This window comes from Xanthomonas sp. NCPPB 3582, assembly GCF_041475735.2.
GTDB classification, from domain to species: domain Bacteria; phylum Pseudomonadota; class Gammaproteobacteria; order Xanthomonadales; family Xanthomonadaceae; genus Xanthomonas; species Xanthomonas codiaei.
The window spans coordinates 4,242,491-4,263,456 of the sequence record NZ_CM192968.1 but is presented as its reverse complement, the minus strand read 5'-3'; the positions used below and the strand labels follow the sequence as shown (position 1 = coordinate 4,263,456).

General features: G+C 67.2%; 20 protein-coding genes. 16 read left to right on the top strand and 4 right to left on the bottom strand.

The window, feature by feature from the left end; all coding sequences use genetic code 11:
• Positions 1 to 74 precede the first annotated feature (74 nt).
• Positions 75 to 818 (bottom strand): sulfite exporter TauE/SafE family protein, encoded by a 744-nt coding sequence (locus ACCQ05_RS18120; protein WP_372391923.1) that lies wholly within the window; start codon positions 816 to 818, stop codon positions 75 to 77.
• 88 nt (positions 819 to 906) lie between these two features.
• On the opposite strand from ACCQ05_RS18120, the gene ACCQ05_RS18115 reads away from it, so the two are divergent.
• A complete protein-coding gene (locus ACCQ05_RS18115) occupies positions 907 to 1,812 on the top strand; it encodes a LysR family transcriptional regulator (protein ID WP_267475678.1) in 906 nt (301 codons plus the stop codon).
• A gap of 211 nt (positions 1,813 to 2,023) precedes the next feature.
• Here the strand turns inward: ACCQ05_RS18115 and ACCQ05_RS18110 are convergent, their stop codons facing one another.
• Entirely contained in the window at positions 2,024 to 2,890 is an 867-nt protein-coding gene (locus tag ACCQ05_RS18110) for an endonuclease/exonuclease/phosphatase family protein (protein ID WP_372391921.1), read from the bottom strand.
• Between the two features lie 180 nt (positions 2,891 to 3,070).
• On the opposite strand from ACCQ05_RS18110, the gene ACCQ05_RS18105 reads away from it, so the two are divergent.
• From ACCQ05_RS18105 to gnd, 8 genes are all read left to right on the top strand, one after another.
• Positions 3,071 to 4,126 carry a bifunctional nicotinamide-nucleotide adenylyltransferase/Nudix hydroxylase gene (locus tag ACCQ05_RS18105; RefSeq protein WP_372391919.1) on the top strand — a complete coding sequence of 352 codons (1,056 nt, stop codon included), beginning with the start codon at positions 3,071 to 3,073 and terminating at the stop codon, positions 4,124 to 4,126.
• 128 nt (positions 4,127 to 4,254) lie between these two features.
• Positions 4,255 to 5,658 carry a nicotinate phosphoribosyltransferase gene (locus ACCQ05_RS18100; protein ID WP_372391917.1) on the top strand — a complete coding sequence of 468 codons (1,404 nt, stop codon included), beginning with the start codon at positions 4,255 to 4,257 and terminating at the stop codon, positions 5,656 to 5,658.
• Positions 5,659 to 5,674: 16 nt separating this feature from the next.
• Positions 5,675 to 6,781, top strand: a complete 1,107-nt coding sequence (locus ACCQ05_RS18095) for a hypothetical protein (protein ID WP_372391915.1) — start codon at positions 5,675 to 5,677, stop codon at positions 6,779 to 6,781.
• Complete coding sequence (locus ACCQ05_RS18090; RefSeq protein WP_228962187.1) at positions 6,774 to 7,838, top strand: DNA methyltransferase; 1,065 nt, start codon at positions 6,774 to 6,776, stop codon at positions 7,836 to 7,838. The genes ACCQ05_RS18095 and ACCQ05_RS18090 overlap by 8 nt, the downstream gene beginning before the upstream one ends.
• 73 nt (positions 7,839 to 7,911) lie before the next feature.
• Entirely contained in the window at positions 7,912 to 8,712 is an 801-nt protein-coding gene (locus ACCQ05_RS18085) for a DUF2242 domain-containing protein (RefSeq protein WP_228962186.1), read from the top strand.
• Positions 8,713 to 8,837: 125 nt separating this feature from the next.
• Entirely contained in the window at positions 8,838 to 9,218 is a 381-nt protein-coding gene (locus ACCQ05_RS18080) for a glycine zipper 2TM domain-containing protein (protein WP_372391912.1), read from the top strand.
• A 143-nt stretch (positions 9,219 to 9,361) separates the two neighbouring features.
• Positions 9,362 to 10,705: a hypothetical protein gene (locus ACCQ05_RS18075; RefSeq protein ID WP_372394161.1), complete on the top strand. Its 1,344-nt coding sequence runs from the start codon at positions 9,362 to 9,364 to the stop codon at positions 10,703 to 10,705.
• A 20-nt stretch (positions 10,706 to 10,725) separates the two neighbouring features.
• Positions 10,726 to 11,667: a phosphogluconate dehydrogenase (NAD(+)-dependent, decarboxylating) gene (gene gnd / locus ACCQ05_RS18070; RefSeq protein ID WP_372391910.1), complete on the top strand. Its 942-nt coding sequence runs from the start codon at positions 10,726 to 10,728 to the stop codon at positions 11,665 to 11,667.
• A 51-nt stretch (positions 11,668 to 11,718) separates the two neighbouring features.
• Here gnd and ACCQ05_RS18065 read toward each other — a convergent pair whose 3' ends face one another.
• Positions 11,719 to 12,777, bottom strand: a complete 1,059-nt coding sequence (locus ACCQ05_RS18065; protein WP_372391908.1) for an oxidoreductase — start codon at positions 12,775 to 12,777, stop codon at positions 11,719 to 11,721.
• A 149-nt stretch (positions 12,778 to 12,926) separates the two neighbouring features.
• Here ACCQ05_RS18065 and ACCQ05_RS18060 point away from each other — a divergent pair, with 149 nt between their 5' ends.
• The 5 genes from ACCQ05_RS18060 (at position 12,927) to folK (ending at position 17,944) form a co-directional block, all read left to right on the top strand.
• On the top strand, positions 12,927 to 13,304 hold the full coding sequence (locus ACCQ05_RS18060; protein WP_167394429.1) for a BON domain-containing protein: 378 nt from the start codon (positions 12,927 to 12,929) through the stop codon (positions 13,302 to 13,304).
• Positions 13,305 to 13,588: 284 nt separating this feature from the next.
• Positions 13,589 to 15,400 (top strand): sensor histidine kinase, encoded by a 1,812-nt coding sequence (locus ACCQ05_RS18055; protein WP_372360468.1) that lies wholly within the window; start codon positions 13,589 to 13,591, stop codon positions 15,398 to 15,400.
• Positions 15,397 to 15,837 carry a response regulator gene (locus ACCQ05_RS18050; RefSeq protein ID WP_064510966.1) on the top strand — a complete coding sequence of 147 codons (441 nt, stop codon included), beginning with the start codon at positions 15,397 to 15,399 and terminating at the stop codon, positions 15,835 to 15,837. The genes ACCQ05_RS18055 and ACCQ05_RS18050 overlap by 4 nt, the downstream gene beginning before the upstream one ends.
• Before the next feature lie 3 nt (positions 15,838 to 15,840).
• Positions 15,841 to 17,343 (top strand): ATP-binding response regulator, encoded by a 1,503-nt coding sequence (locus ACCQ05_RS18045; RefSeq protein WP_372391905.1) that lies wholly within the window; start codon positions 15,841 to 15,843, stop codon positions 17,341 to 17,343.
• A 91-nt stretch (positions 17,344 to 17,434) separates the two neighbouring features.
• Positions 17,435 to 17,944 carry a 2-amino-4-hydroxy-6-hydroxymethyldihydropteridine diphosphokinase gene (folK, locus tag ACCQ05_RS18040; RefSeq protein WP_104539483.1) on the top strand — a complete coding sequence of 170 codons (510 nt, stop codon included), beginning with the start codon at positions 17,435 to 17,437 and terminating at the stop codon, positions 17,942 to 17,944.
• Between the two features lie 263 nt (positions 17,945 to 18,207).
• On the opposite strand, the gene ACCQ05_RS18035 is transcribed toward folK, so the two are convergent.
• The gene (locus tag ACCQ05_RS18035) at positions 18,208 to 18,945 is read right to left on the bottom strand and encodes a pteridine reductase (protein ID WP_372391903.1); all 738 of its coding nucleotides are present in this window, start codon (positions 18,943 to 18,945) and stop codon (positions 18,208 to 18,210) included.
• Between ACCQ05_RS18035 and ACCQ05_RS18030 the strand changes: the two genes are divergently transcribed.
• Both ACCQ05_RS18030 and ACCQ05_RS18025 read left to right on the top strand, forming a co-directional pair.
• Complete coding sequence (locus ACCQ05_RS18030; protein WP_372391901.1) at positions 18,944 to 20,197, top strand: class I SAM-dependent methyltransferase; 1,254 nt, start codon at positions 18,944 to 18,946, stop codon at positions 20,195 to 20,197. The genes ACCQ05_RS18035 and ACCQ05_RS18030 overlap by 2 nt on opposite strands.
• Entirely contained in the window at positions 20,185 to 20,598 is a 414-nt protein-coding gene (locus ACCQ05_RS18025; protein WP_372391899.1) for a VanZ family protein, read from the top strand. The genes ACCQ05_RS18030 and ACCQ05_RS18025 overlap by 13 nt, the downstream gene beginning before the upstream one ends.
• The last annotated feature ends 368 nt before the right edge of the window (positions 20,599 to 20,966 follow it).

Below are 20,966 nucleotides of genomic sequence, written 5' to 3'. Positions count from 1 at the left end.
TTGTCCCATCGACGAACGCCACCGCTTGCCGGTGGCGTTTTCGTTTGTGTGCGGCATCCGCTGTCAGCAGGGTCTCAGGCCAGCGCCTGCCAGCAGGCCTGCAGGCCGAGCAGCAGCAAGGTGCCGAAAAATACCTGGCGGAACAGCTCGGCAGAGATGCGGCGGCGCACCCGCGTGCCAGCCCATACGCCAGCTGCGGTAGGTACCAGCGCCAACAGCGATGGCAGGCCGGCCGAGAGCGGCACCCCGCCATGCCAGACCAGCGCAATGGCCAGGGCAAGCGTTGCCGTGCCGAAGCACGCCGCCAGTGCGCGGATCAGCAGCTCACGCGGCAGGCCCAGCGCAGACAGGTAAGGCACTACCGGAAGCACCAGCACGCCGGTGGCGCCGTTGAGCAGGCCACCGACCAGTCCCGTCAATGGGCTGGCCCAGCGTTCGTGGCGTGGCGGCAGCGTCCACTGCCGGCGCGCAAGCCCGAGCAGGGCGTAGGCCACCAGCAGCACGCCGAGTGTGGCGCGCAGGACGCGCGGGTTGCCGCCGATCATCACCCCGGCGCTCAGCCAGGTACCCGCCACCACGAATGCCAAGACCGGCCACAGGCGCCGCAGCAGCGCCGCCGGCGCCGGCCCCCAGGCCTGCTGCAGATTCGTCACCAGCGAAGGCAGCACCAGCAGTGCAGCGGCCTGGCTGGGCGGCAGCCATAGCCCGAGCAGCCCCATCGCTACCGTCGGCAGCCCCATGCCGGCCACGCCCTTGACGCCGCCGGCCAGCAGGAAGACCGCTGCAACCAGCAGCCACTGCGAAACATGTCCACTCATGGCGGCCAGGATCCGCGCGGCGATGCCGACCCGGCAAGCTGTCTTTGTTTGAGGCAGACTTCGGCCACACCGAAGGCTGGGAGTGCGCATGCAGGTGGAATTCGTCGATCTGCGGATCTTTGTCGCAGTGGCCGACACCGGCAGCATCACGGCTGGCGCCGACCGCGTGGCGTTGTCGCTGGCGGCCGTCAGTGCGCGCATTCGCGCGCTTGAGCTGCAGGTCGGGGCGGCGCTGTTCGAGCGTGGTCGGCGTGGGGTGACGCTCACCGCCGCCGGCCAGGTGTTGTTGCGCCACGCACGGGTGCTGGCGCGGCAGGAGCAGGCGATGCGCAGCGAACTTGGCGACTATGGCATCGGCGGCCAGGTCACGCTGCGACTGGCCGCCAACACCGCCGCACTCTCGGAGTGGCTACCCGAATGCGTGGCGGATTTCTTGCTGGCGCATCCGCGGGTGGATCTGACCCTGGCCGAGTGGGGCAGCGAGGAGGCGGCCGACGCGGTGCGCGATGAACGTGCCGATCTGGCCGTGGTGGCGGGGCATGCGGACTTCACCGGCCTGCAGCGACGCCCGTTCCGGCAGGATCGCCTGGTGCTGGCGATGGCCGCCAGCCATCCGCTGGCTGGTGCAGGCAGCGTGCGCTTGGCCGATATCGCCCAGATGCAGTTGCTGGCCTTGTCGGCCGACAACGCCTTGCAGCGTCACCTGCGCACGCATCTGGCCAGGGCCGGCGTGCACCTGCGCATCCGCGCGCGCGTGCCCGGCATCGAAACGCTGTGCCGCATGCTGGCGCGCGGCGTGGGCGTGGCCATCGTGCCGCATGCGGCGCTGGCATGCTCCAGCGTCAGGCAGCAGTTGGCGGCGGTGCCGCTGGACGAAAGCTGGGCGCGGCGCGAGCTGTCCATCGTCTGGCGCGACACGCCATCGGCGATCCTGCAGACCTTGCTGGAATGGCTGCAGGCCAGCGCGGCACAGGCCGGTATCCAGACGGCTTGAGCCGCCGACAATATCGCTGCGTGGTCGCTGCGCGGACGTTCAATGTTTTATCGGTTCACCCATCGATGCATGTGCGCCTTGCCTACCGGCAAAATGCTTGCTCGCGATGCATGAGAGCCGTCTCACGTGGCGCAGCGTCCTCGTGGATCGGATCGTGGTAGCGGCTCTGGCAGGCGCCGTCGTTGTCCGGGAAACGACGGCGCGTCTGCGGTCAGCGCGGCCAGCCGAACTCGGCCAGCACCGGATAATGATCAGAAGGCAGGATGCCGCCAGGCCGATCGTCCAGGGTGGTGAAGCGGGTGGGGCTCAGGCCGCGGAACAGGATCCAGTCGATCCGCCGGGTGGGGCGGGTGCTGAAACCCTGGAAGGTGTTTTCCGGCCCGCTGCGCTCGGATGCGCGCGCGCGTGCATCGCCCAGTACGGCAGTGAGCGTGGAATAGGTGAGCTTGTCCGGATCGCTGTTGAAATCACCGGTCAGCACGACCGGTATGTCGGCCGGCAAGCGGGCAATGCGCGACAGAATCAGCTGCGCGCTGCGCTCGCGGGCAGGTTCATCTTCGTCGCGATAGGGGAAATGCGTGTTGAACAGGTAAAAACGGCGCTTGTCGCTGCGGCGTTCGAATAGCGCCCAGGTCACCATGCGCGGTAACACGTTGCCCCAGGTGATGCTGCCGGCCACCTCCGGGGTGTCGGACAGCCAGAAGTCGCCCGATTCGATCACCGTCAGCGCACCGCTGTCATAGAACACGCCCATGTGCTCATCGCCGCCGTCGGCACGGCGCCCCTTGCCGAACCAGCGGTAGGTCGGCAAGTGCGTTGCAAGATACTGCGCCTGCTCCTGCACCAGTTCCTGCGTGCCGACGACATCCGGATGCGTCTGCGCGATCAACGCGACCATGGCATCGCGACGCGCCTGCCAGCGTTTGTCGCCGTCGGTATCCACCGGCACGCGCACGTTGAACGACATCACCCGCAGTGGCGCGCTCGGCGTTGCCGCCAGCGCCGGCAGGGCGGTGCCCAGCATGGCGATAGCGACCAGCACACTGCGCAGCAGCGCCTGCGCGATCGAACGTGGCATGCAGGCGAACTCCTTGGGAAACGAGAGTGCCGAGTCTAGCCAGCAATGATGACCGCTGCGTCACGACCGTGATGCCGTATGCAACCGCATTGCCTGCTTGACGCCGTCGCGCATCGGCGTAGCATTTGCGCCAAGCCAGCGGACAGACCGCTGGCTACCCACCAACCGTGAGGGATTCTCATGGCATCGCAGTACAATTATCTCGTGTTTATCGGGCGTTTCGAGCCCTTTCATAACGGCCACGCCGCCGTCGCCCGCCACGCGCTGGGCAAGGCCAGCAAGCTCATCGTGTTGATCGGCTCGGCCGACACGCCACGCACCATTCGCAACCCCTGGACCGTCGCCGAGCGCGCAGTGATGATCGAATCGGCATTGCCGGGCGAGAATGCGCGACTGATCCTGCGTCCATTGCGCGATCATCTCTATAACGAAAGCCTGTGGATCGCCGAGGTGCAGCGCCAGGTCGCCGAAGCGGTGCAAGCCGATGGCGGCGTGCCGGATGCGCGGGTCGGCCTGATCGGCATGGACAAGGATGCCAGCAGCTATTACCTGCGCGAGTTCCCGCAGTGGCCGCTGGAAGATGTGCAGCACACCGCCACCTTGTCGGCCACCGAGTTGCGTCGTTATCTGTTCGAGGCCGGCGACATCGGTTTCCATGGCGGGCTGCTGATGCTGCGCGGCAACGTGCCGGCGCCGGTGTACGACATGCTCGAAGCGTTCCGGCGCAATTCGCCAAGTTATGCGCAGCTGGTGGCCGAATACCGCTTCATCGAGCAGTACCGCGCTGCCTGGAAGGATGCGCCGTATGCGCCGACCTTCGTGACCACCGATGCGGTGGTGGTGCACTCGGGCCACGTGCTGCTGGTGCGCCGTCGTGCCGAACCGGGCAAGGGCCTGTGGGCGTTGCCGGGCGGCTTTGTCGCACAGGACGAGGGGCTGCTGGACAGCTGCCTGCGCGAGCTGCGCGAGGAAACCCGGCTCAAGCTGCCGGTGCCGGTGCTCAAAGGCTCGTTGCGTGCGCGCCAGGTGTTCGACCATCCCGACCGCAGCCTGCGCGGGCGCACCATCACCCATGCCTTCCACTTCGAATTTCCGGCCGGCGAGTTGCCGGTCGTGCGCGGTGGCGACGATGCCGACAAGGCGCGCTGGATTCCGATCGCCGAAGTCATGGCGATGGGCCCGCGGCTGTACGAAGACCACCTGCATATCCTCGAATTCTTCCTGGGCCGTGGTTGAAGGCAGCGCCCTGCGCCTGCGTGCCGGCACCGCTCGGTGTTGGCCGCATGGCCCGTGGCGTTGCTTGCGGCACGGCCTCCCGCCGGCGGACAGACCGCCGGTTTCCCCGACGCGAAGGAGCTTCCGTCATGCATTACCTCGATAACCTGCTGCTCAATACCGATAGCTACAAGGCCAGCCACTGGCTGCAGTATCCGCCCGGCACCGATGCCGCGTTTTTCTACGTGGAATCGCGTGGCGGCGTGTACGACCAGACCGTGTTCTTCGGCCTGCAGTCGATCCTGAAGGAAGCCATCAACCGGCCGGTCACGCACGCCGACATCGACGATGCGAAGGCGTTGCTGGCCGCGCATGGCGAGCCGTTCAACGAAGCCGGCTGGCGCGATATCGTCGACCGTCTCGGTGGCCAGTTGCCGATCCGCATCCGTGCGGTGCCCGAAGGCACGGTGGTGCCCACGCACAACGTGCTGATGACGATCGAGTCCACCGACGCCCAGGCGTTCTGGGTGCCGTCGTACCTGGAAACCCTGTTGCTGCGCGTGTGGTATCCGGTGACGGTGGCCACGGTGAGCTGGCAGGTGAAGCAGGTCGTGCGCGATTACCTGCAGCGCAGCAGCGACGATCCGGAAGGGCAGTTGCCGTTCAAGCTGCACGACTTCGGTGCGCGCGGCGTGTCCAGCCTGGGCTCGGCTGCCCTCGGTGGCGCAGCGCATCTGGTGAACTTTCTCGGCACCGATACCTTGTCGGCGCTGCTGCTGGCACGCGCGCACTACCACACACCGGTGGCGGGCTTTTCGATTCCCGCCGCCGAACACAGCACCATCACCAGCTGGGGCCGCGAGCGCGAGGTCGATGCGTACCGCAACATGCTCGCCCAGTTCGCGCGGCCCGGTTCCATCGTGGCGGTGGTGTCGGACAGCTACGACATCTATCGCGCCATCCGCGAACACTGGGGTACCACCTTGCGCGAGCAGATCATCGCTTCCGGCGCCACGGTGGTGATCCGCCCCGATTCCGGCGACCCGGTGGATGTGGTCGAACAGTGCCTGCTGCTGCTGGACGAAGCTTTTGGCCACCAGGTCAATGGCAAGGGCTACAAGGTGCTCAACCACGTGCGCGTGATCCAGGGCGATGGCATCAATCCGCAGTCGTTGCGCGCGATTCTGGAGCGCATCACCGCCGCCGGCTATGCCGCCGACAACGTCGCCTTCGGCATGGGCGGCGCCCTGCTGCAGAAGGTGGACCGCGACACCCAGAAGTTCGCGCTCAAGTGCTCGGCGGTGCGCGTGGACGGGCAGTGGATCGATGTCTACAAGGATCCGATCACCGACCAGGGCAAGCAGAGCAAGCGTGGCCGGCTGACCCTGCTGCGCGACCGTCGCGATGGCAGCTACCGCAGTGCCCTGCTCGACGAGGTGGCCGCCAGCGCCGACAGCGAAGATGCGCTGGTAACGGTGTGGGAAAACGGGGCGATGCGGCAGGAGTGGACGCTGGAGCAGGTGCGTGCGCGCGCCGACGCCGCGCGCCGCTGACCGGCAGCACGCAGGCATGGACACGCCCGCCTCCTTCGACAACGCGCCGCTATCGTCCGCCTCACCGCTGCTGGCGCAGTTGCGCGCCGCCGTGCCCAGCCTGCAGCGGCGCGTGCCGCTGCAGGACGAGGGCCACCGCTGGCATCGCGTGCGTCTGGGCGAACGCAGCTATCGGATCGCGCTGCCGGTGACCTTCACCCCGTATGCGTCGGTGCGGCCCTGCTCGGCGCGCTGCGGGTTCTGTTCGGAAAACCTGCGCCAGCATGGCGGTGGCCTGAGCGCGTCCATGCTGCGGCCGGGTCCGGCGTATTTCGATCAGCTGCGCGCTGCGTTGCGGTTGCTGCACGCGGTGCCGTTGTCGTATTCGTTGTCGGGTCTGGAGATGACCGACGACGCACACTGGCTGCAGACCCTGCTGCAGACCTTGTCGCAGACACCGGATGGCCCGCAGGTCGAGCAGCGCGTGCTCTACAGCAACGGTGCGGGCCTGGCGCGTGCGCAGGGCGGGCGCCTGCTGGATGCGCTGAGCGCGTTCGGCCTGTCGTGGATCGAACTGTCGCGCCACCATCCGTTGCAGGCGCGCAACGATGCCATCATGCGGTTTCGGGCGGGCGAGCCCATTGCCGATGCGGCCACCTTCATGCGCACCGCGCGCAGTATTGCCGAACGCCTGCCGGTGCGGCTGGTCTGCATCGTGCAGCGCGATGGCATCTGCTGTGCCGAGGACGTGGCGCAGTACATCGCGTGGGCACGTCGTTGCGGCGCCAGCCAGGTGATCTTCCGCGAGCTGTCGCGCCTGGACGAGGCGTATCGCAGCAACGGCACCTGGCGCTACATCGAACAGCAGCGCATCGGCGTGGAGCCATTGCTGGCCGAGTGCATGCAGCAGCCCTGGTGGGCGCAGTGGCAGCTCGATGGCATGACCGAAGGGTATTACTTCTGGAACGTGCGCCTGCGCGGCGACGACGGCCTGCAGGTGGTGTTCGAAAGTGCCGATTACGCGGCCATGCACGCGCGTCATGCCACCGGCGACATCTACAAGCTGGTGTTCTTCGCCAACGGTCGCCTGTGCGCGGGTTGGGACCCCGACGCCGACGTGCTGTGGGAGCCGGCCGATGGATGAGTTCGATCGGCGCAGCTGGTGGACACCGAGCGCCGACGATGCTGCCTGGGCGTTGCCGCAGGATCTGCGCGCCGCAGATCCGCTGCAGGGCCGCGACTGCGGCTGGGTCAATCAGATGCGCCCGTTCGTGCGCCACTTCAGCCTGCCGGGCGAGCAGGTGTTCGACCCGTTCTGCGGATTCGGCACCACCTTGCTCGCTGCTGCGCTCGAAGGGCGCAACGCGCACGGCATGGAAATCGATGTCGCGCGGGCGCAGGCCGCGCGCACACGGCTGCGGCGGCATGGGGTGGATGCGCCGGTGGTGTTCGGCAGCCTGGTGCAGGCCGCGCCCGCAGCGGCGATCGATCTGTGCCTGACCAACGTGCCGTATTTCGGCTGCCAGTGGCGGGGCCAGGCGCAGGCAGGCCAGCTGTATGCCAGTGCCGATTACGCCGGCTATCTGGCCGGCATGCGCGCGGTGTTCCATGCGCTGCGACGGTGGCTGCGGCCAAACGCATTCGGCGTGGCGATGGTGGAAAACATCTGTCTTGGCGGACGATTGATTCCGCAGGCCTGGGACCTGGGCCGGATCCTGGGTAGCCTGTTCACGCTGCACGAAGAGCGGGTGCTGTGCTACCGGCGTCCAGCCGATGCGATCGCGCATGCACGCACCGACAGCAACCGCAGCCACGAGTACGCGCTGATCTTCCAGCACTGCCGGGCGCGACTGGACCTGGCGCAGACCGCGCAGCTGCTGCAGGCCGTGCAGGCGCTGGGAATACCGGTGCGGGTACATGGCAGCTACGCGCGCTGGCTGCAGTCGCCTACCCTGGTGCCTGACGGACCGGCGGACCTGGACCTGGAGCTGTGCGCCGAGCAGCCGCTATGGGACCGGCTGACCGCCTGGTTGCAGGCGCAGGGCTTCCGCCTGAGCCTGTGGGGCGAGCCGTGCCGGGCACCGGTGCCGTTGGCGGCGGTCCGCACCCATCACTACCTGCGCGCCGAACGCATCGGCGCCGACGGCAGCCGCCTGCAGGTAGACCTGCAGCTGCCAGCGGATGAACCGCCGATGCCCTGAGCAGGCAAGGCGACACCGCGCGCACATGGGTTGCGGCTATGCTTTGGCCGGTTTTGGATGATGGAATCTTCCCATGTCTCGTACTTCCCTGATCGCGCATGGCGCACTGCTGGGCGCGCTGGCAACCCTGGCCGGCTGCGGTGGCAGCAAGGGCGACACGATGCTGATGCGCGAGTCGTTCAATTCCGACGACACCTATTCGCGCAGCGTGGCGGCCAGCTCGCCGCAGGCCTGCGAAGCGGCTCGGCGCGTGCTGCTGAGCCAGGGCTACGCGGTCACCCGTGCCGATGCGGCGGCGGTGGAAGGCAGCAAGAATTTCCAGTTGAAGGAAGCCGAGCAGAGCGAGCAACTCAACTTGCGCATCTCCTGCGCCACCCAGGACGGCGGCAAGGCGCAGGTGTTCGTCAGTGCGCTGCAGGACCGGTATGCGCTGAAGAAGAGTTCGACCTCCGCCAGCGTCGGCGTGGGCGTCCTCGGCTCGTTGTCGCTGCCGGTGGGCAGCAGCGGCGATTCGCTGGTGCGCGTGTCCAGCACCACGGTGCAGGACGCGGCCTTCTACAAGCGTTTTTTCGAGCGCCTGAATTCGTATTTGCCCAGGGTGACCGAAGCGGTCCCCGCCGCCGCGGCGCCAGCGCCCGCACCGGTGCCGACACATCCGCCGGCAGCACCTGCCGCACCCACGGCGCCCGCAGCGCCCGCAGTGCCACCTGCGCAGGCATCGGCTGCCAATGCGCCGGTGGGCTCGGCAGCACCGGCCACTGCGCCCCCGGCGGCGGTGGCGCAGCCTCCGGTGGCGCCGTTGCCGGTGGAGGCGCAGGACCCGCCGCCGGCGCCGGCAAAGGAGCCGCAACACGAACCGTCCACGCAGCCGTGACGATCGGTTCATGCTCCGCGCCAGTGCCTGAATAGCCGCAAGCGCGCTTCACGTAATGTTCTCGACCAGGCGAACAGAGTGCGGGCCATGACTGCCCGAGCGGGCGAGAACGATGGAGAGCGACGATGAAAATCCAGACATCCCTGCTGGGCCTGACCATGATCGGCCTGATGGCGACCAGTCCCTTTGCGCAGGCACAGCGCTACTCGCATCAGGGGTCGTATACGGAAGCCGACGAGGGCCGCAAGTTTTCCGACGGCACGCGCGTGCGCTGCCGCAACGTGGAAGTGCAGAAGAATTCGACCGACCCCAATCGTATCGGCGGCACTTTGGCAGGTGCGGCCATTGGCGGACTGCTGGGCAACCAGGTGGGTGACGGCAGCGGCAGGAAGCTGGCAACGGTCGCCGGTGCAGTGGCCGGCGGCGCGGCAGGCCGCACCATCCAGGGCAACCGCCAGCAGGCCAACGGCAACCGCCGCGTCGAGCGCGTCTGCGAACGCCGCTGAACCTGATGCAGTGAATCCGCAAAGCCCCGGCCATGCCGGGGCTTTCTGTTGTGGTCGAGAGAGCAACGCCTTCCATCCCCGCCGTCGTGCGAATGAGCAAACCCCAGCTACCGTGCCCTCAGCGTGCATTGCCCTCCAGCTGCGTGGCCACGCGGCATGGCGTGCGCGCCCGTGTGGCGGCGCTGTGCTGTGCCGCGGTGCTGGTCGCTGCGCAGCTGCTGCAGGCAGCGACGGCTGCGCCCAGCGATGCAGCAGGCGCAGCCAGCGCCGACTGCGTGCAGGCGCTGTTGCAACGCTTGGGTTGGACCATTCGCGAGGCTGCGGTCCAGGCGCCGGTCATCGCCGGAGGCGCTCCGTGCACACGCGCCTCGCGGGCGCAGGCGCAGGCAGCCGGCGATCTGCAGGCGACCTTGCCGTCGAGCTGGAACACGTCCCAACGCAGCGCCGCGCTCAAGGCGTTGCTGGATGAACCGGCCACGCACTGCGCCTATGGGTTCGAGGTTGGGGCGGCAACCCGCCGTGCGGTGACCCAGTTGCAGAACAATCCGAACTACCGTTTTTCGGCGCTGCAACTGGGCTGGATCGGCTTCGGTTGGCGCGGTGCGGCCGCGCAGGGCTGGAGCGGATTTCGCAGCTTCGGCCGCGGCTATCGGCCGCGTGCCGGCAATGCGCAGGCATTGGATGCGTTCTACCGCGGGCATGTGCGCTCCGAATGCGGAGTGGGGCGGCAGGTGGCCCAGCTCGCCACCCAACGCGAGTTGTATGGCGATGCCGGATTCGACCAGGTGTTCACGCCTGGCGAGCTGTCGATCGGCACTTTCCTCACCCTGCACGACACCGACAGCATTCTGCTCGGCGCGCACGCTGGTGAATTCTTTGCCGATGGCAAGGCGGTCAAGACCTCACGACTGGGACGGCAGGCCTTCGTCGGTGCGCCGGGTTTCATCGCGCACGTGTTCGACAAGGCCTATCTGGACGATATCCATAACCAGGCCGAAAACTTCGTGGTGGTGGATGTCAGCGATGCGGCGGCGCAGGCGCTGGCCCGGCATGGCGGCTTTGCGCATTACGACGCGCTCAACCGGCGGATCTGGGAACTGTCCAAGCCACTGCGCGGGCCGGGCAAGCGACGCTTCGAACGGCTGCTCTACGAACGCGATGCGTCGCTGCGCGCCAGCCTGGAGCCGCAGCAGCAGGCGCAGCTGCAGGCATTGCAGACGCTGCTGGACGATCCGTTCTATCAGGGCTTTCTGGTGTACGTGCATCCCAAGGGCATCAAGCCGATCGGCTATCACGTGGCGCGCTTGCTGGACCGCAATCCGCGCACGCCCTATGCCATCGACCTGACCCTGCACAATCTGCACACCACCTTGTACTGGCGCTGGATCGACTGGCAGCTGCAACAGTGCGCCACCAGCACCGCCGCGGAACGATCCATTGAGAATTCCGCCACGCCGACGTACGCCGGGCGTGGCACCCTGCACTGATCAGAGCATGAGGAGTGGTTATGGAACTGGGTATGGTGGGTTTGGGCCGCATGGGCGCCAACATGGCCGAGCGCCTGGTGCACGGCGGGCACCGCGTGCATGGCTACGATCCGGGCGCCAGCGCGCGCAGCGGTGCGCAGGCCAAGGGCATTGTGACGGCCGATGCGCTGGACGCGTTGGTGTCCGCCTTGCCGAGCCCGCGCGTGGTGTGGCTGATGGTGCCGGCCGGCAAGATCGTCGACGACACCCTGGCGCAGTTGCTGCCGCTGTTGCAGGCCGGTGACATCGTCATCGATGGCGGCAATTCGTACTACAAGGATTCGCAGCGCCGCGCCGCGCAATTGCAGGCCAGCGGCATCGCCTTCGTCGACTGCGGCACCAGCGGCGGCGTGTGGGGGTTGAAGGAAGGCTATAGCCTGATGGTCGGTGGCGAGGAAGCGGCGGTGACCACGCTGCATCCGATCCTGGCCACCCTGGCGCCGGCACCCGACAAGGGCTGGGGGCGCGTGGGTCCCAGTGGCGCCGGCCACTTCACCAAGATGGTCCACAACGGCATCGAGTACGGAATGATGCAGGCCTACGCCGAGGGCTTCGCGTTGATGCAGCACAAGACCGATTTCGCGCTGGACCTGCATCAGGTTTCGGAGATCTGGCGCGACGGCAGCGTGGTGCGCTCGTGGCTGCTGGACCTGACCGCCGATGCGCTGCGCCACAACCCCAGCATGGGCGGCATTGCGCCATTCGTGGCCGATTCGGGCGAAGGCCGCTGGACGGTGGCCGAGGCGATCGATCTGGAAGTGTCGGCGCCGATCATCACCCTGTCGCTGATGGAGCGGCTGCGTTCGCGCGACAAGGACTCCTTCACCGACAAGCTGCTGGCGGCGATGCGCAACCAGTTCGGCGGGCATGCGGTGATGTCCGCCACCGCGGCCCCGCCGACGATCGGCAGCAAGGACGCATAAGCGGCTTTGCATGGCCGTGCCCGCTGCAACGCGGGTGCGGCCGGGTCTGCATCACGGCGTGCGCACGTCCTCCAGCCACTGCACCTGGCCGGTCGCCGCGCTGCGCTGCGCCAGCTCCAGCAAATGCATGAGTTGCACCGCCTCCTCAGCAGCCACCGGCGCCGGACCGGTACCGGCCAGGGCGTCGCGGAAGGCGGCGTAGCACTGGCGGTAATCGCCGGGCAGGTTGTCCGGCTGATGGGTGTGCACGCGGCCTTCGTCGTCCACGCGCGTCAGCGTGCCCGGCAACGGGTCTACGCCCCAACCGACCGTACCGGGGCGCCGCCCGGCACGCAGCTGATCTTCCTGCGTATCCAGGCCATGCTTGAGATAGCTGCCGCGCGTGCCATGCACCGCAAAGCGCAGGCGGTTGTCGGCCACCAGCGAACCGGCGTGCAGGATTGCCCGTCGCCGCGGGTAGTGCAGGGTGACGTGGAAATAATCGTCGCTGCGCGCCTGGCTGCGCTGGCGCTGCAGGTCCGCGCCGATCGCCTGCGGCATGCCGAACAGTTGCAGGGCCTGGTCGAGCAGATGCGGGCCCAGGTCGTACCACAGGCCGGCGCCGGGACCATCGCTTTCGCGCCAGCGGTCGCGCACCTGCGGGCGATAGCGGTCGAAGTGCGAATGGAATTCCACCACCTCGCCCAGCTGGCCCTCGTCGATCAGCCGGCGCAAGGTCAGAAAGTCCGCGTCCCAGCGGCGGTTCTGGAACACGCTGACGATGCGCCCGGCGGCGGCCGCGGCGGCCGCCATGCTGCGCGCCTGCGCGGCATCCAGCGCAAAGGGCTTGTCCACCAGGACGTGCTTGCCGGCCGCCAGCGCCTGCAACGCGAATGGCGCATGGGTCTGGTTGGGCGTGGCCAGCACCACCGCATCGAGCGCGGGATCGGCCAGCGCGGTGTCGAGGTCGGCGACGACATCGATGCCCGGGAAGTCCGCCTGTGGCTGTTGCGGCTTGGACGACACCACGCTGTGCAACTGCAGGCCCGGCGTGCTGGCGATCAGCGGTGCATGAAAGGTGTGGCCGACATAGCCGTAGCCGACGACGGCCAGATTGAACGGTTTAGGCATTGAAAACGGTTCATCGCAACGACGGAAGGAACCCGCATGGTATTGCACCCACGCGTGTTCGCCGGGTTCACGGCGCCTGCATGCTGCGGTCACGTCTGCTCGACGAGCGCCGCCGCAAGCTGCAGCCACGTTCAACAGGAGTGGCTCGAATGAAGAACATGAAACATGCACGCAAGCTGCTGGCGCTGTCGTTGTCGCTGGGCCTGACCCTGGGTGCGACGCAGGCATTCGCCGCGCCGCAGGACAAGGACATGGGTGCGCACAAGGACCATGCCGCCGGCATGAACGAGTCCAAGAAGCCGGTCACCGACACCTGGATCACCACCAAGGTCAAGGCCGACCTGCTGGCGACCGACAACGTGTCCGGCACCGACGTCAAGGTCGAGACCAAGAACGGCATCGTGACGCTGACCGGCTCGGTGGCAACCCAGGCCGAGCACGACAAGGCCGTGGCCGTGGCCAAGGGCATCGAAGGCGTCAAGAGCGTCAAGTCGACCGGCCTGAAGGTCGTCGCTGCCAAGAAGTAAGCGCAGCCACTGGCAATGCCGGGCCGGCCGAGGCGAGGCGGCTGGCCCGAGCACGAGGCGCACTCTCCGGAGTGCGCCTTTTTTCGTCTGGCCCAGTTGACCGGCAAGCCGACAGGCGGCGGGCGCTCTCGCCGTTTTCACGTTTGCTGCACTTATGATATGCCCATTCAGCAATGTCACGGAGCTAACCGAAATTTGCTGAATCATTAATCTGGTGTGGGGCGCGATCGGAGACAATGTCGAGCCGACCCGGGGACTTGCAGCGAGCGGATACAGATCTGGTAATGCAGACAACGGCCCAAGCAGACAAATGGGATCGCTGGCGCCTGCCTTCATTGGCGGTGGCGGTGTGCCTGATCGTGGTGGTGCCGTCCCTGTTGCTGCAGCAGATGGCGCACAACGCCAACCGGGCCGCGGTGTGGGTGTCGCACAGCCAGGAAGTGCAGGAGACCGCGCAGCGGTTGGAAGCGGCGATGCGCGACACCGAGTCGGCCGCGCTGATGCGTTCGCATGGCGTGGACCGCCCCGCGTTGCTGGAGCGCATGCGTCGGGGCCGGCGCGAATCCATGTCCGCGGTGTCGCGGCTGATTGCACTCACCAACGACAACCCGTCGCAGCTGCTGCGCGTCGGGCGGATCCAGAGCACGATCGAGCGCCGGTTGCTGCTGGCCGAGCGGATCGCCGTGACGACCGAGCCGGAGCAGATCCGCACGCTGATCAACGACATGACGGTGAACAACCCGATCCGCGTGTTGATCGACGAACTGCAAGGTGCAGAGGGCCGGCTGCTGGCGCAGCGCAACGCGCGCGCGGAAACCGAGCGCATGCACTACACGATGCTGAGCTGGGCCGCGCTGGCGGTGCAGTTGCTGTTGCTGACCACGGTGATCTGGTTGCTGCAGCGGCAGATCCGTCGCCGGCTGGCGGCCGAACAGGAATACCTGCGTGCCAATGGCCGCGCCAGCTCGGTGCTGCAGACCGTGCGCGAGCCCATCGTGCTGCTGGACGCCAGCCAGCGCATCGTGCTGCACAACCCCGCCTTCGCCGAGCTCTACGGCCTGGAAGAGCGCGGCAACGAATTGATGGCGCTGGAGGACGTGGGGGACGGCGTGTGGCGCGACCAGCAGATCCACCAGCGGCTGGCCGACGTGTTGCTGCGCGGCCGCGAGCTGTGGGATTTCGAACACGAGCAACGCGCTGCCGACGGCGTGATGCGCACCATGCTGATCAATGCGCGCCGTATGCCGCTGCCGGACACGGTGGACGAAGACGTGGTGCTGATGACGGTCAGCGACATCAGCCTGCAGAAGGCCTCGCAGCTGCGTATCACCGAGCTCAACCGGCAGATGGAGGGCAAGGTGGAGCAGGTGTCGGAGGTCAACCGCGAACTGGAGGCCTTCAGCTATTCGGTCTCGCACGACCTGCGCGCGCCGTTGCGGCATGTGGCCGGCTTCTCCGACAAGCTGGCGCGCCATCTGGGCGATGCCGCCGACGAGAAGTCGCGCCATTACATGGAAGTGATCAGCAGTTCGGCGCGGCGCATGGCGTCGTTGATCGACGATCTGCTGGTGTACTCGCGCCTGGGCCGTGGTGCGCTGCGACTGCAGGCGGTGGACATGCAGTCGCTGGTCGCCGAAACGCGCGCGATCCTGGATGCCAATGTGAAGAGCGAGAACACCGGTCACCGCGTGGAGTGGCAGATCGCGCCACTGCCGGTGCTGGTGGCCGACGAGAACATGATGCGCCAGCTGTGGATGAACCTGCTGGGCAATGCGGTCAAGTACAGCGCCAAGCGCGAGGTGGCCAGGATCGAGATCACCTATGTGCCAACGCCTGAGGGCGGCCACCAGTTCAGCGTGCGCGACAACGGCGCCGGTTTCGACATGGAGTACAGCGGCAAGCTGTTCGGCGTGTTCCAGCGGCTGCACAAGGCCAGCGAGTACGCGGGCACCGGCATCGGCCTGGCCAGCGTGCGCCGGGTGCTGACGCGTCACGGTGGCCGCATCTGGGCCGAAGGCGTCGTCGATGAAGGCGCCACGTTTTATTTCGAGCTTCCCCCTGCGCATGAGGCGCCCAACCAAGAGTTCACCGTATGAGTGCCATTCGTACCATTCTTCTGGCAGAAGACAGCCCGGCCGACGCGGAGATGGCGGTTGACGCCCTGCGCGATGCGCGCCTGGCCAACCCCATCGTGCACGTCGAAGACGGCGTGGAAGCCATGGACTATCTGCTGCGCCGCGGTGCCTATGCCAACCGCGAGGAAGGTCTGCCGGCGGTACTGCTGCTGGACATCAAGATGCCGCGCCTGGACGGGCTGGAAGTGCTCAAGCAGGTGCGCAGCGATGAAACGCTCAAGCGTCTGCCGGTGGTGATCCTGTCGTCCTCGCGCGAGGAGAGCGACCTGGCGCGCAGCTGGGACCTGGGCGTCAATGCCTACGTGGTCAAGCCGGTGGATGTGGATCAGTTCTTCAACGCGGTCAAGACGCTCGGTACCTTCTGGGCGGTCATCAACCAGGCGCCGGAGCTGGATTGAGCCATGCCGCATGAGGGGGGCAAACTGGAGCAGCTGAAGATCCTTCTGGTGGAAGATTCGCCAGAAGACGCCGAGCTGTTGTCCGATCAGTTGCTCGATGCCGGCATCGATGCGGCGTTCGAGCGCGTGGACAGCGAGCCGTCCCTGCGCGGTGCGCTGGACGCGTTCCAGCCGGACATCGTGCTGTCGGATCTGAGCATGCCCGGGTTCTCCGGTCACCAGGCATTGCGCCTGGTGCGGCAGAACGGCGCCATTCCTTTCATCTTCGTCTCCGGCACCATGGGCGAGGAGACCGCGGTCAAGGCGTTGCAGGACGGCGCCAACGACTACATCATCAAGCACAATCCCACCCGCCTGCCGAGCGCGGTGATGCGGGCCATCCGCGAGGCGCGCGCGGATCTGGAGCGCCAGCGGGTGGAAAGCGAACTGATGCGTGCGCAGCGCCTGGAGAGCCTGGCGATGCTGGCGGCCGGCTTGAGCCACGACCTGCGCAACATCCTGCAACCCTTGCTGATCGTGCCCGACCTGCTGGCCGGCCGCACCGACGACCCGCAGCTGCGCCAGCTGGCCAACGTGGTGGCCGAGTGCGGCCGACGCGGGCACGAGATGGCCGAGTCGATGCTGTCGTTCGTGCGCGGCTCCAACAAGCCGCGCGAGCAGGTGTCCATCGCCAGCCTGTTTTCGGCCGTGCAGATGCTGCTCAAGAGCAGCCTGCCCGATGGCGTGCGGCTGCAGATGGACCCGATCGCGGCGGACCTGACCATCGAGGCCAACTTCACCGAGCTGCAGCAATGCCTGCTCAACCTGGGCTTGAATGCGATCCAGGCGATGCCGGGCGGCGGCACCTTGATGCTGTCGGCCGATCGCTTCGATGCCACGCGCGTGCGCATGAGCGTGGCCGATACCGGCGTGGGCATGAGCGATGAAACCCGCGCGCGCTTGTTCAGCCCTTTCTTCACCACCAAGGTCGATGGCACCGGACTGGGTCTGATTTCGTGCAAGCGCATCGTGGAAAGCTACGGCGGCAGCATCCAGGTCGATAGCCGGCTGGGCGAAGGCACGCGCTTTGACATGATCGTGCCCATGCGTGCGGCCGCAGTGACGATCGCCGACACCGAACTGCCGCTTGCGCTGGGCCGTGGGCAGCGCATCCTGCTGGTGGATGGCGAGGCCACGCGCCTGTCGCTGCTGGGCAATGCGTTGTCCAGCCAGGGATATCAGCCACAGCTCGCCACCGATGGCTTTGCGGCGTTGCAGCTGGTGCAGCAGCATGCCATGCCGGACCTGGTGATCATCGACAGCGACATCATCCAGCTGTCTGCGGTGAATGTGCTGCTGAGCATGCAGGAGCTGGGTTACCAGGGGCCGGCGATCTTGCTGGAAGACATGGGGTCGCCGCTGCAGCGGGTGCACTTTCCGCCCGACATTCCGGTGCACGTGTTGCGCAAACCGCTGGAAATGCGCCGGGTGTTCCGCGCGGTGGCGCACGCGCTCGAAGTGGCCTGAGCTGAAGTGCGGTGTGCGGCTTGCGCGTCGATCGGCAGCCGGCACGCCTGCAACAGTTGACGCTGACGCCGGCCGCATGCGCGAATACCGCATGACCACCGTGCTTCTCAGCCTGGGCAGCAACGTCCAGCCGACCCATTACCTGCGCCTGGCCGTGGCGGCGCTGCACGCGCGCTTTGGCCCGCTCCTCGTGTCCCCGGCGTACCGCACGCCGGCGGTGGGCTTCGATGGGCCGGATTTCGTCAACAACGCCGTGGCGCTGCAGACCGAGCTGGAGTTGCCCGCGCTGGACCAGTGGCTGCATGCGCTGGAAGATGCGCACGGCCGCGATCGCAGCGGGCCGCGTTTGGGCGACCGCACCCTGGATGTGGATGTGGTGTTCTTCGGCGATTGCATCGTCGAAGGGCCAGGGCAGTTGCGCATCCCGCGGCCCGAGCTCAAGCATGCCTTCGTGCTCAAGCCGCTGGCCGATATCGCGCCGGACTTCGTGGACCCGTTGAGCGGGCAGACGCTGGCCGCGCTATGGCAGGCGCATCCGCAGCATGGCAGTGCGTTCGCCACAGTGGAGCTGGATGCGCCTGCGCTGAATGCTGCGCTTTAGCGCAGGTGTGCAGCGCAGCTGGCCGTGCCGCACTCAAGCCGGGCTCTGTGCAGATTGGCTTGTGCGCAGGCGTATGCCGATCGCCGACGATGTAGTCGCACGACGCAATGTGCTTGGTCCGTCTTCGCGCAGCAGACGTATCCAGGAGTCGGCAGGCGGGTGTGGATGGCGCGCTCAGGATCGTACGAGTCGCCATGCGCCCCTCTCTCCGAGCATCGTTCGCGCCCGCCTGGCGGTGAGCGCAATTGTGCGGCCAACCGTTCTCAGCTGAGTCGACGGCCGCCATCCACATGCAGCGTGTGGCCGGTGATAAAGCTGGCGTCGTCGAGCAACCAGCGCACCGCCTCGGCGATTTCCTCCGGGGTGCCGATGCGCGCCAGCGGCGTGCGCGCAAGCAACGCCTGCTTGGCCTCGGCGGCCTTGCCTTCTTCCGGCCACAGGATCGCACCGGGCGCCACTGCGTTGACCCGCACCTCCGGCGCCAGCTCCAGTGCAAGCGAGCGGGTCAGCATCTCCAGCGCGCTCTTGGAGGCGCCGTACAGCGGGTGATTGCGCATCGGCTGCCGCGCGTGCAGATCGGTGAGGTTGACGATGGCGCCGCGGTGCAGGCGCAGTTGCGCGGCGGCGGCCTGGGCGATGAAGAACGGCGCACGTGCGTTGACTGCGAACAGTTCGTCCCATTGCGCCGGTGTGGCCTGGCCCAGCGCGGTGGGATAGAACGCCGAGGCGTTGTTGACCACCGCATCCAGGCGGCCGAAGGCGGCGATGCAGTCGTCCACCAGCTGGGCGGGCGCTTGCGGCAGGCGCAGGTCCGCTTGCAGGGCGCACGCACTCCCTGCACGTTGCGCGCACAGCTCAGCCACGCGCGCGCTCAGCGCCTGGCCGGAGCGGTGCGCATGCAGCGCAAGGCGGTAGCCGGCGGCGTGCAACGTGGTGGCGATCTGCGCGCCGATGCGGCGGCCTGCACCGGTGATCAACACCACCTTGGAACTGTCTGTCATGGCGTACTCGCTCGGTGTTGCGGAGGGCTCGGCTATCCTGTGCATTGTCTTCGCAACCGGTGCCCGCATGCACGCCGACCTTCCCACCCCCGATCCGGACGCCCTGGCGCATAGCGAGCGCTTGGCCGCACATCTGCGTGCCGAAATCCAGGCGACCGGCGGGGCGATTGCGTTCTCGCGTTTCATGGAGCTGGCGCTGTATGCGCCGGGCCTGGGCTACTACAGCGCCGGGTCGAGCAAGTTCGGCGAGACCGGCGACTTCGTCACCGCGCCCGAGCTGGGGCCGCTGTTCGCTGCCACCGTCTCCGGCGCGCTGGCGCCGGTGCTGCAGCAACTGGGGCCGCAGGCGCGGGTGTTGGAAGTGGGCGGCGGCAGTGGTGCGTTTGCCGAGGTCACGCTCAAGCGCTTGCTGGAACTGGATGCGCTGCCGGAGCGCTATGCGATTCTCGAGCCCAGCGCCGACCTGCGCGAACGTCAGCGCGAGCGGCTGGGGCGCAGCCTGATTCCGCCGGTGTTCGAGCTGGTCGAGTGGCTGGACGCACCGTTCCCCGACGATTGGGACGGGGTGCTGTTCGCCAACGAGGTGATCGACGCCTTGCCCACGCCACGCTTTGCGATGCGCGATGGGCAGGTGTACGAGGAAACCGTGGTGCTGGACGCGCAGCAGCAGTTCGCGCGCGGCGAGCAGCCGGCCGATGCCTTGTTGAGCGCGGCGGTACGGCATCTGGAACGCTATCTGGAACGGCCGTTCGCCGATGGCTACCGCTCCGAGTTGCTGCCGCAGCTGCCGTACTGGATCCAGGCGGTGGCCGGCGGACTGAAACGCGGTGCCATGCTGTTCGTCGACTACGGTTACCCGCGTGGCGAGTTCTATCGTGCGCAGCGCGAGGACGGCACCTTGCGCGCGTTCTATCGCCACCGCATGCACGAGGATCTGTATCGCTGGCCGGGTCTGCAGGACCTGACTGCCTCGGTGGATTTCACCGCCCTGGCCGAAGCGGGCACCGGCGCCGGTTTCGAACTGGCCGGTTACTGCACGCAGGCCAGCTTCCTGCTGGGCAATGGCCTGGATACCTTGCTGACCCAGGCCGATGCGCGCACCGATGAAGTCGGGCGCATGCGCCTGCGTCAGCAGGTCAAGCAGCTCACTTTGCCCAGCGAAATGGGCGAGCGTTTCCAGGTGATGGGTTTCTCGCGCGAGGTGGATTTCGCCCCTGCCTTCCTGGCCGGCGATCTGACGTGGCGGCTGTGAGGGCGGCGCTGCGGCCGTTCCACCGGCCGGCGCTGTGGGTGGGGCTGTGGATCGCGGCCATCGGGGTACTGATCGCGGTGTGCCTGGGGCCACCGCCGGAATTTCCCGAGCTGCCCTCCAACAGCGACAAGGCCGAGCACTTCCTGAGTTTCGCGCTGCTGAGCTGGGGAGCGGTGCAGTTGTTCGCAACCGGTCGCGCGTTGTTGCTGGCTGCGTTCGGGCTGCTGCTGCTGGGGGTCGGGATCGAGATCGCGCAAGGCGCGCTGACCACCAACCGCAGCGCAGATCCCTACGATGCGCTGGCCGATACGCTGGGCATCCTGGCCGGCCTGTGCCTGGCGTGGACGCCGTTGCGTTGGGTGATGTTGCGCGTGGATCAGCGCTTGTTTGGTGCACGCTGATTGTTTGGCAAGACGGTGGGTGTGGGGCTGCAGATTCACTGCAGGGCCCTTGCCCGCCCACCATCGCGAGACACGCTGCAAGTACGTCCTTGTAAGCTCTTACGCGGCATCCATGCCGCGTAAGGTCCCGCGACGGTGGGCGGGCAAGGGCTAGTGGAGTTGGTGGGTGTGCAAGTGAGAGCAATGCATGAGCGCGTTGCTGATCAGATTCATTCGATTGCTTTTCTCGCTGTCGTACACCAGTGCCGTAGCAGCAAGCCCACGCGGCATGTGGTGTGACCGCTTTCGGTTAGCTGCCGACCAACTCTCTGGTGCGGTGCCCTCGCCGCTTGCGGGACCGTTGGCGGCATGGATGCCGCCATCGAGCC

Coding starts and splice junctions, on each gene's coding strand:
- ACCQ05_RS18030 (WP_372391901.1), top strand. CDS start 18,944: ATGGCGTACTCGCTCGGTGTTGCGGAGGGCTCGGCTATCCTGTGCATT.
- ACCQ05_RS18055 (WP_372360468.1), top strand. CDS start 13,589: ATGCAGACAACGGCCCAAGCAGACAAATGGGATCGCTGGCGCCTGCCT.
- ACCQ05_RS18035 (WP_372391903.1), bottom strand. CDS start 18,945: ATGACAGACAGTTCCAAGGTGGTGTTGATCACCGGTGCAGGCCGCCGC.
- ACCQ05_RS18090 (WP_228962187.1), top strand. CDS start 6,774: ATGGATGAGTTCGATCGGCGCAGCTGGTGGACACCGAGCGCCGACGAT.
- ACCQ05_RS18050 (WP_064510966.1), top strand. CDS start 15,397: ATGAGTGCCATTCGTACCATTCTTCTGGCAGAAGACAGCCCGGCCGAC.
- ACCQ05_RS18105 (WP_372391919.1), top strand. CDS start 3,071: ATGGCATCGCAGTACAATTATCTCGTGTTTATCGGGCGTTTCGAGCCC.
- ACCQ05_RS18095 (WP_372391915.1), top strand. CDS start 5,675: ATGGACACGCCCGCCTCCTTCGACAACGCGCCGCTATCGTCCGCCTCA.
- ACCQ05_RS18060 (WP_167394429.1), top strand. CDS start 12,927: ATGAAGAACATGAAACATGCACGCAAGCTGCTGGCGCTGTCGTTGTCG.
- ACCQ05_RS18045 (WP_372391905.1), top strand. CDS start 15,841: ATGCCGCATGAGGGGGGCAAACTGGAGCAGCTGAAGATCCTTCTGGTG.
- ACCQ05_RS18065 (WP_372391908.1), bottom strand. CDS start 12,777: ATGCCTAAACCGTTCAATCTGGCCGTCGTCGGCTACGGCTATGTCGGC.
- folK (WP_104539483.1), top strand. CDS start 17,435: ATGACCACCGTGCTTCTCAGCCTGGGCAGCAACGTCCAGCCGACCCAT.
- ACCQ05_RS18080 (WP_372391912.1), top strand. CDS start 8,838: ATGAAAATCCAGACATCCCTGCTGGGCCTGACCATGATCGGCCTGATG.
- ACCQ05_RS18085 (WP_228962186.1), top strand. CDS start 7,912: ATGTCTCGTACTTCCCTGATCGCGCATGGCGCACTGCTGGGCGCGCTG.
- gnd (WP_372391910.1), top strand. CDS start 10,726: ATGGAACTGGGTATGGTGGGTTTGGGCCGCATGGGCGCCAACATGGCC.
- ACCQ05_RS18110 (WP_372391921.1), bottom strand. CDS start 2,890: ATGCCACGTTCGATCGCGCAGGCGCTGCTGCGCAGTGTGCTGGTCGCT.
- ACCQ05_RS18115 (WP_267475678.1), top strand. CDS start 907: ATGCAGGTGGAATTCGTCGATCTGCGGATCTTTGTCGCAGTGGCCGAC.
- ACCQ05_RS18120 (WP_372391923.1), bottom strand. CDS start 818: ATGAGTGGACATGTTTCGCAGTGGCTGCTGGTTGCAGCGGTCTTCCTG.
- ACCQ05_RS18100 (WP_372391917.1), top strand. CDS start 4,255: ATGCATTACCTCGATAACCTGCTGCTCAATACCGATAGCTACAAGGCC.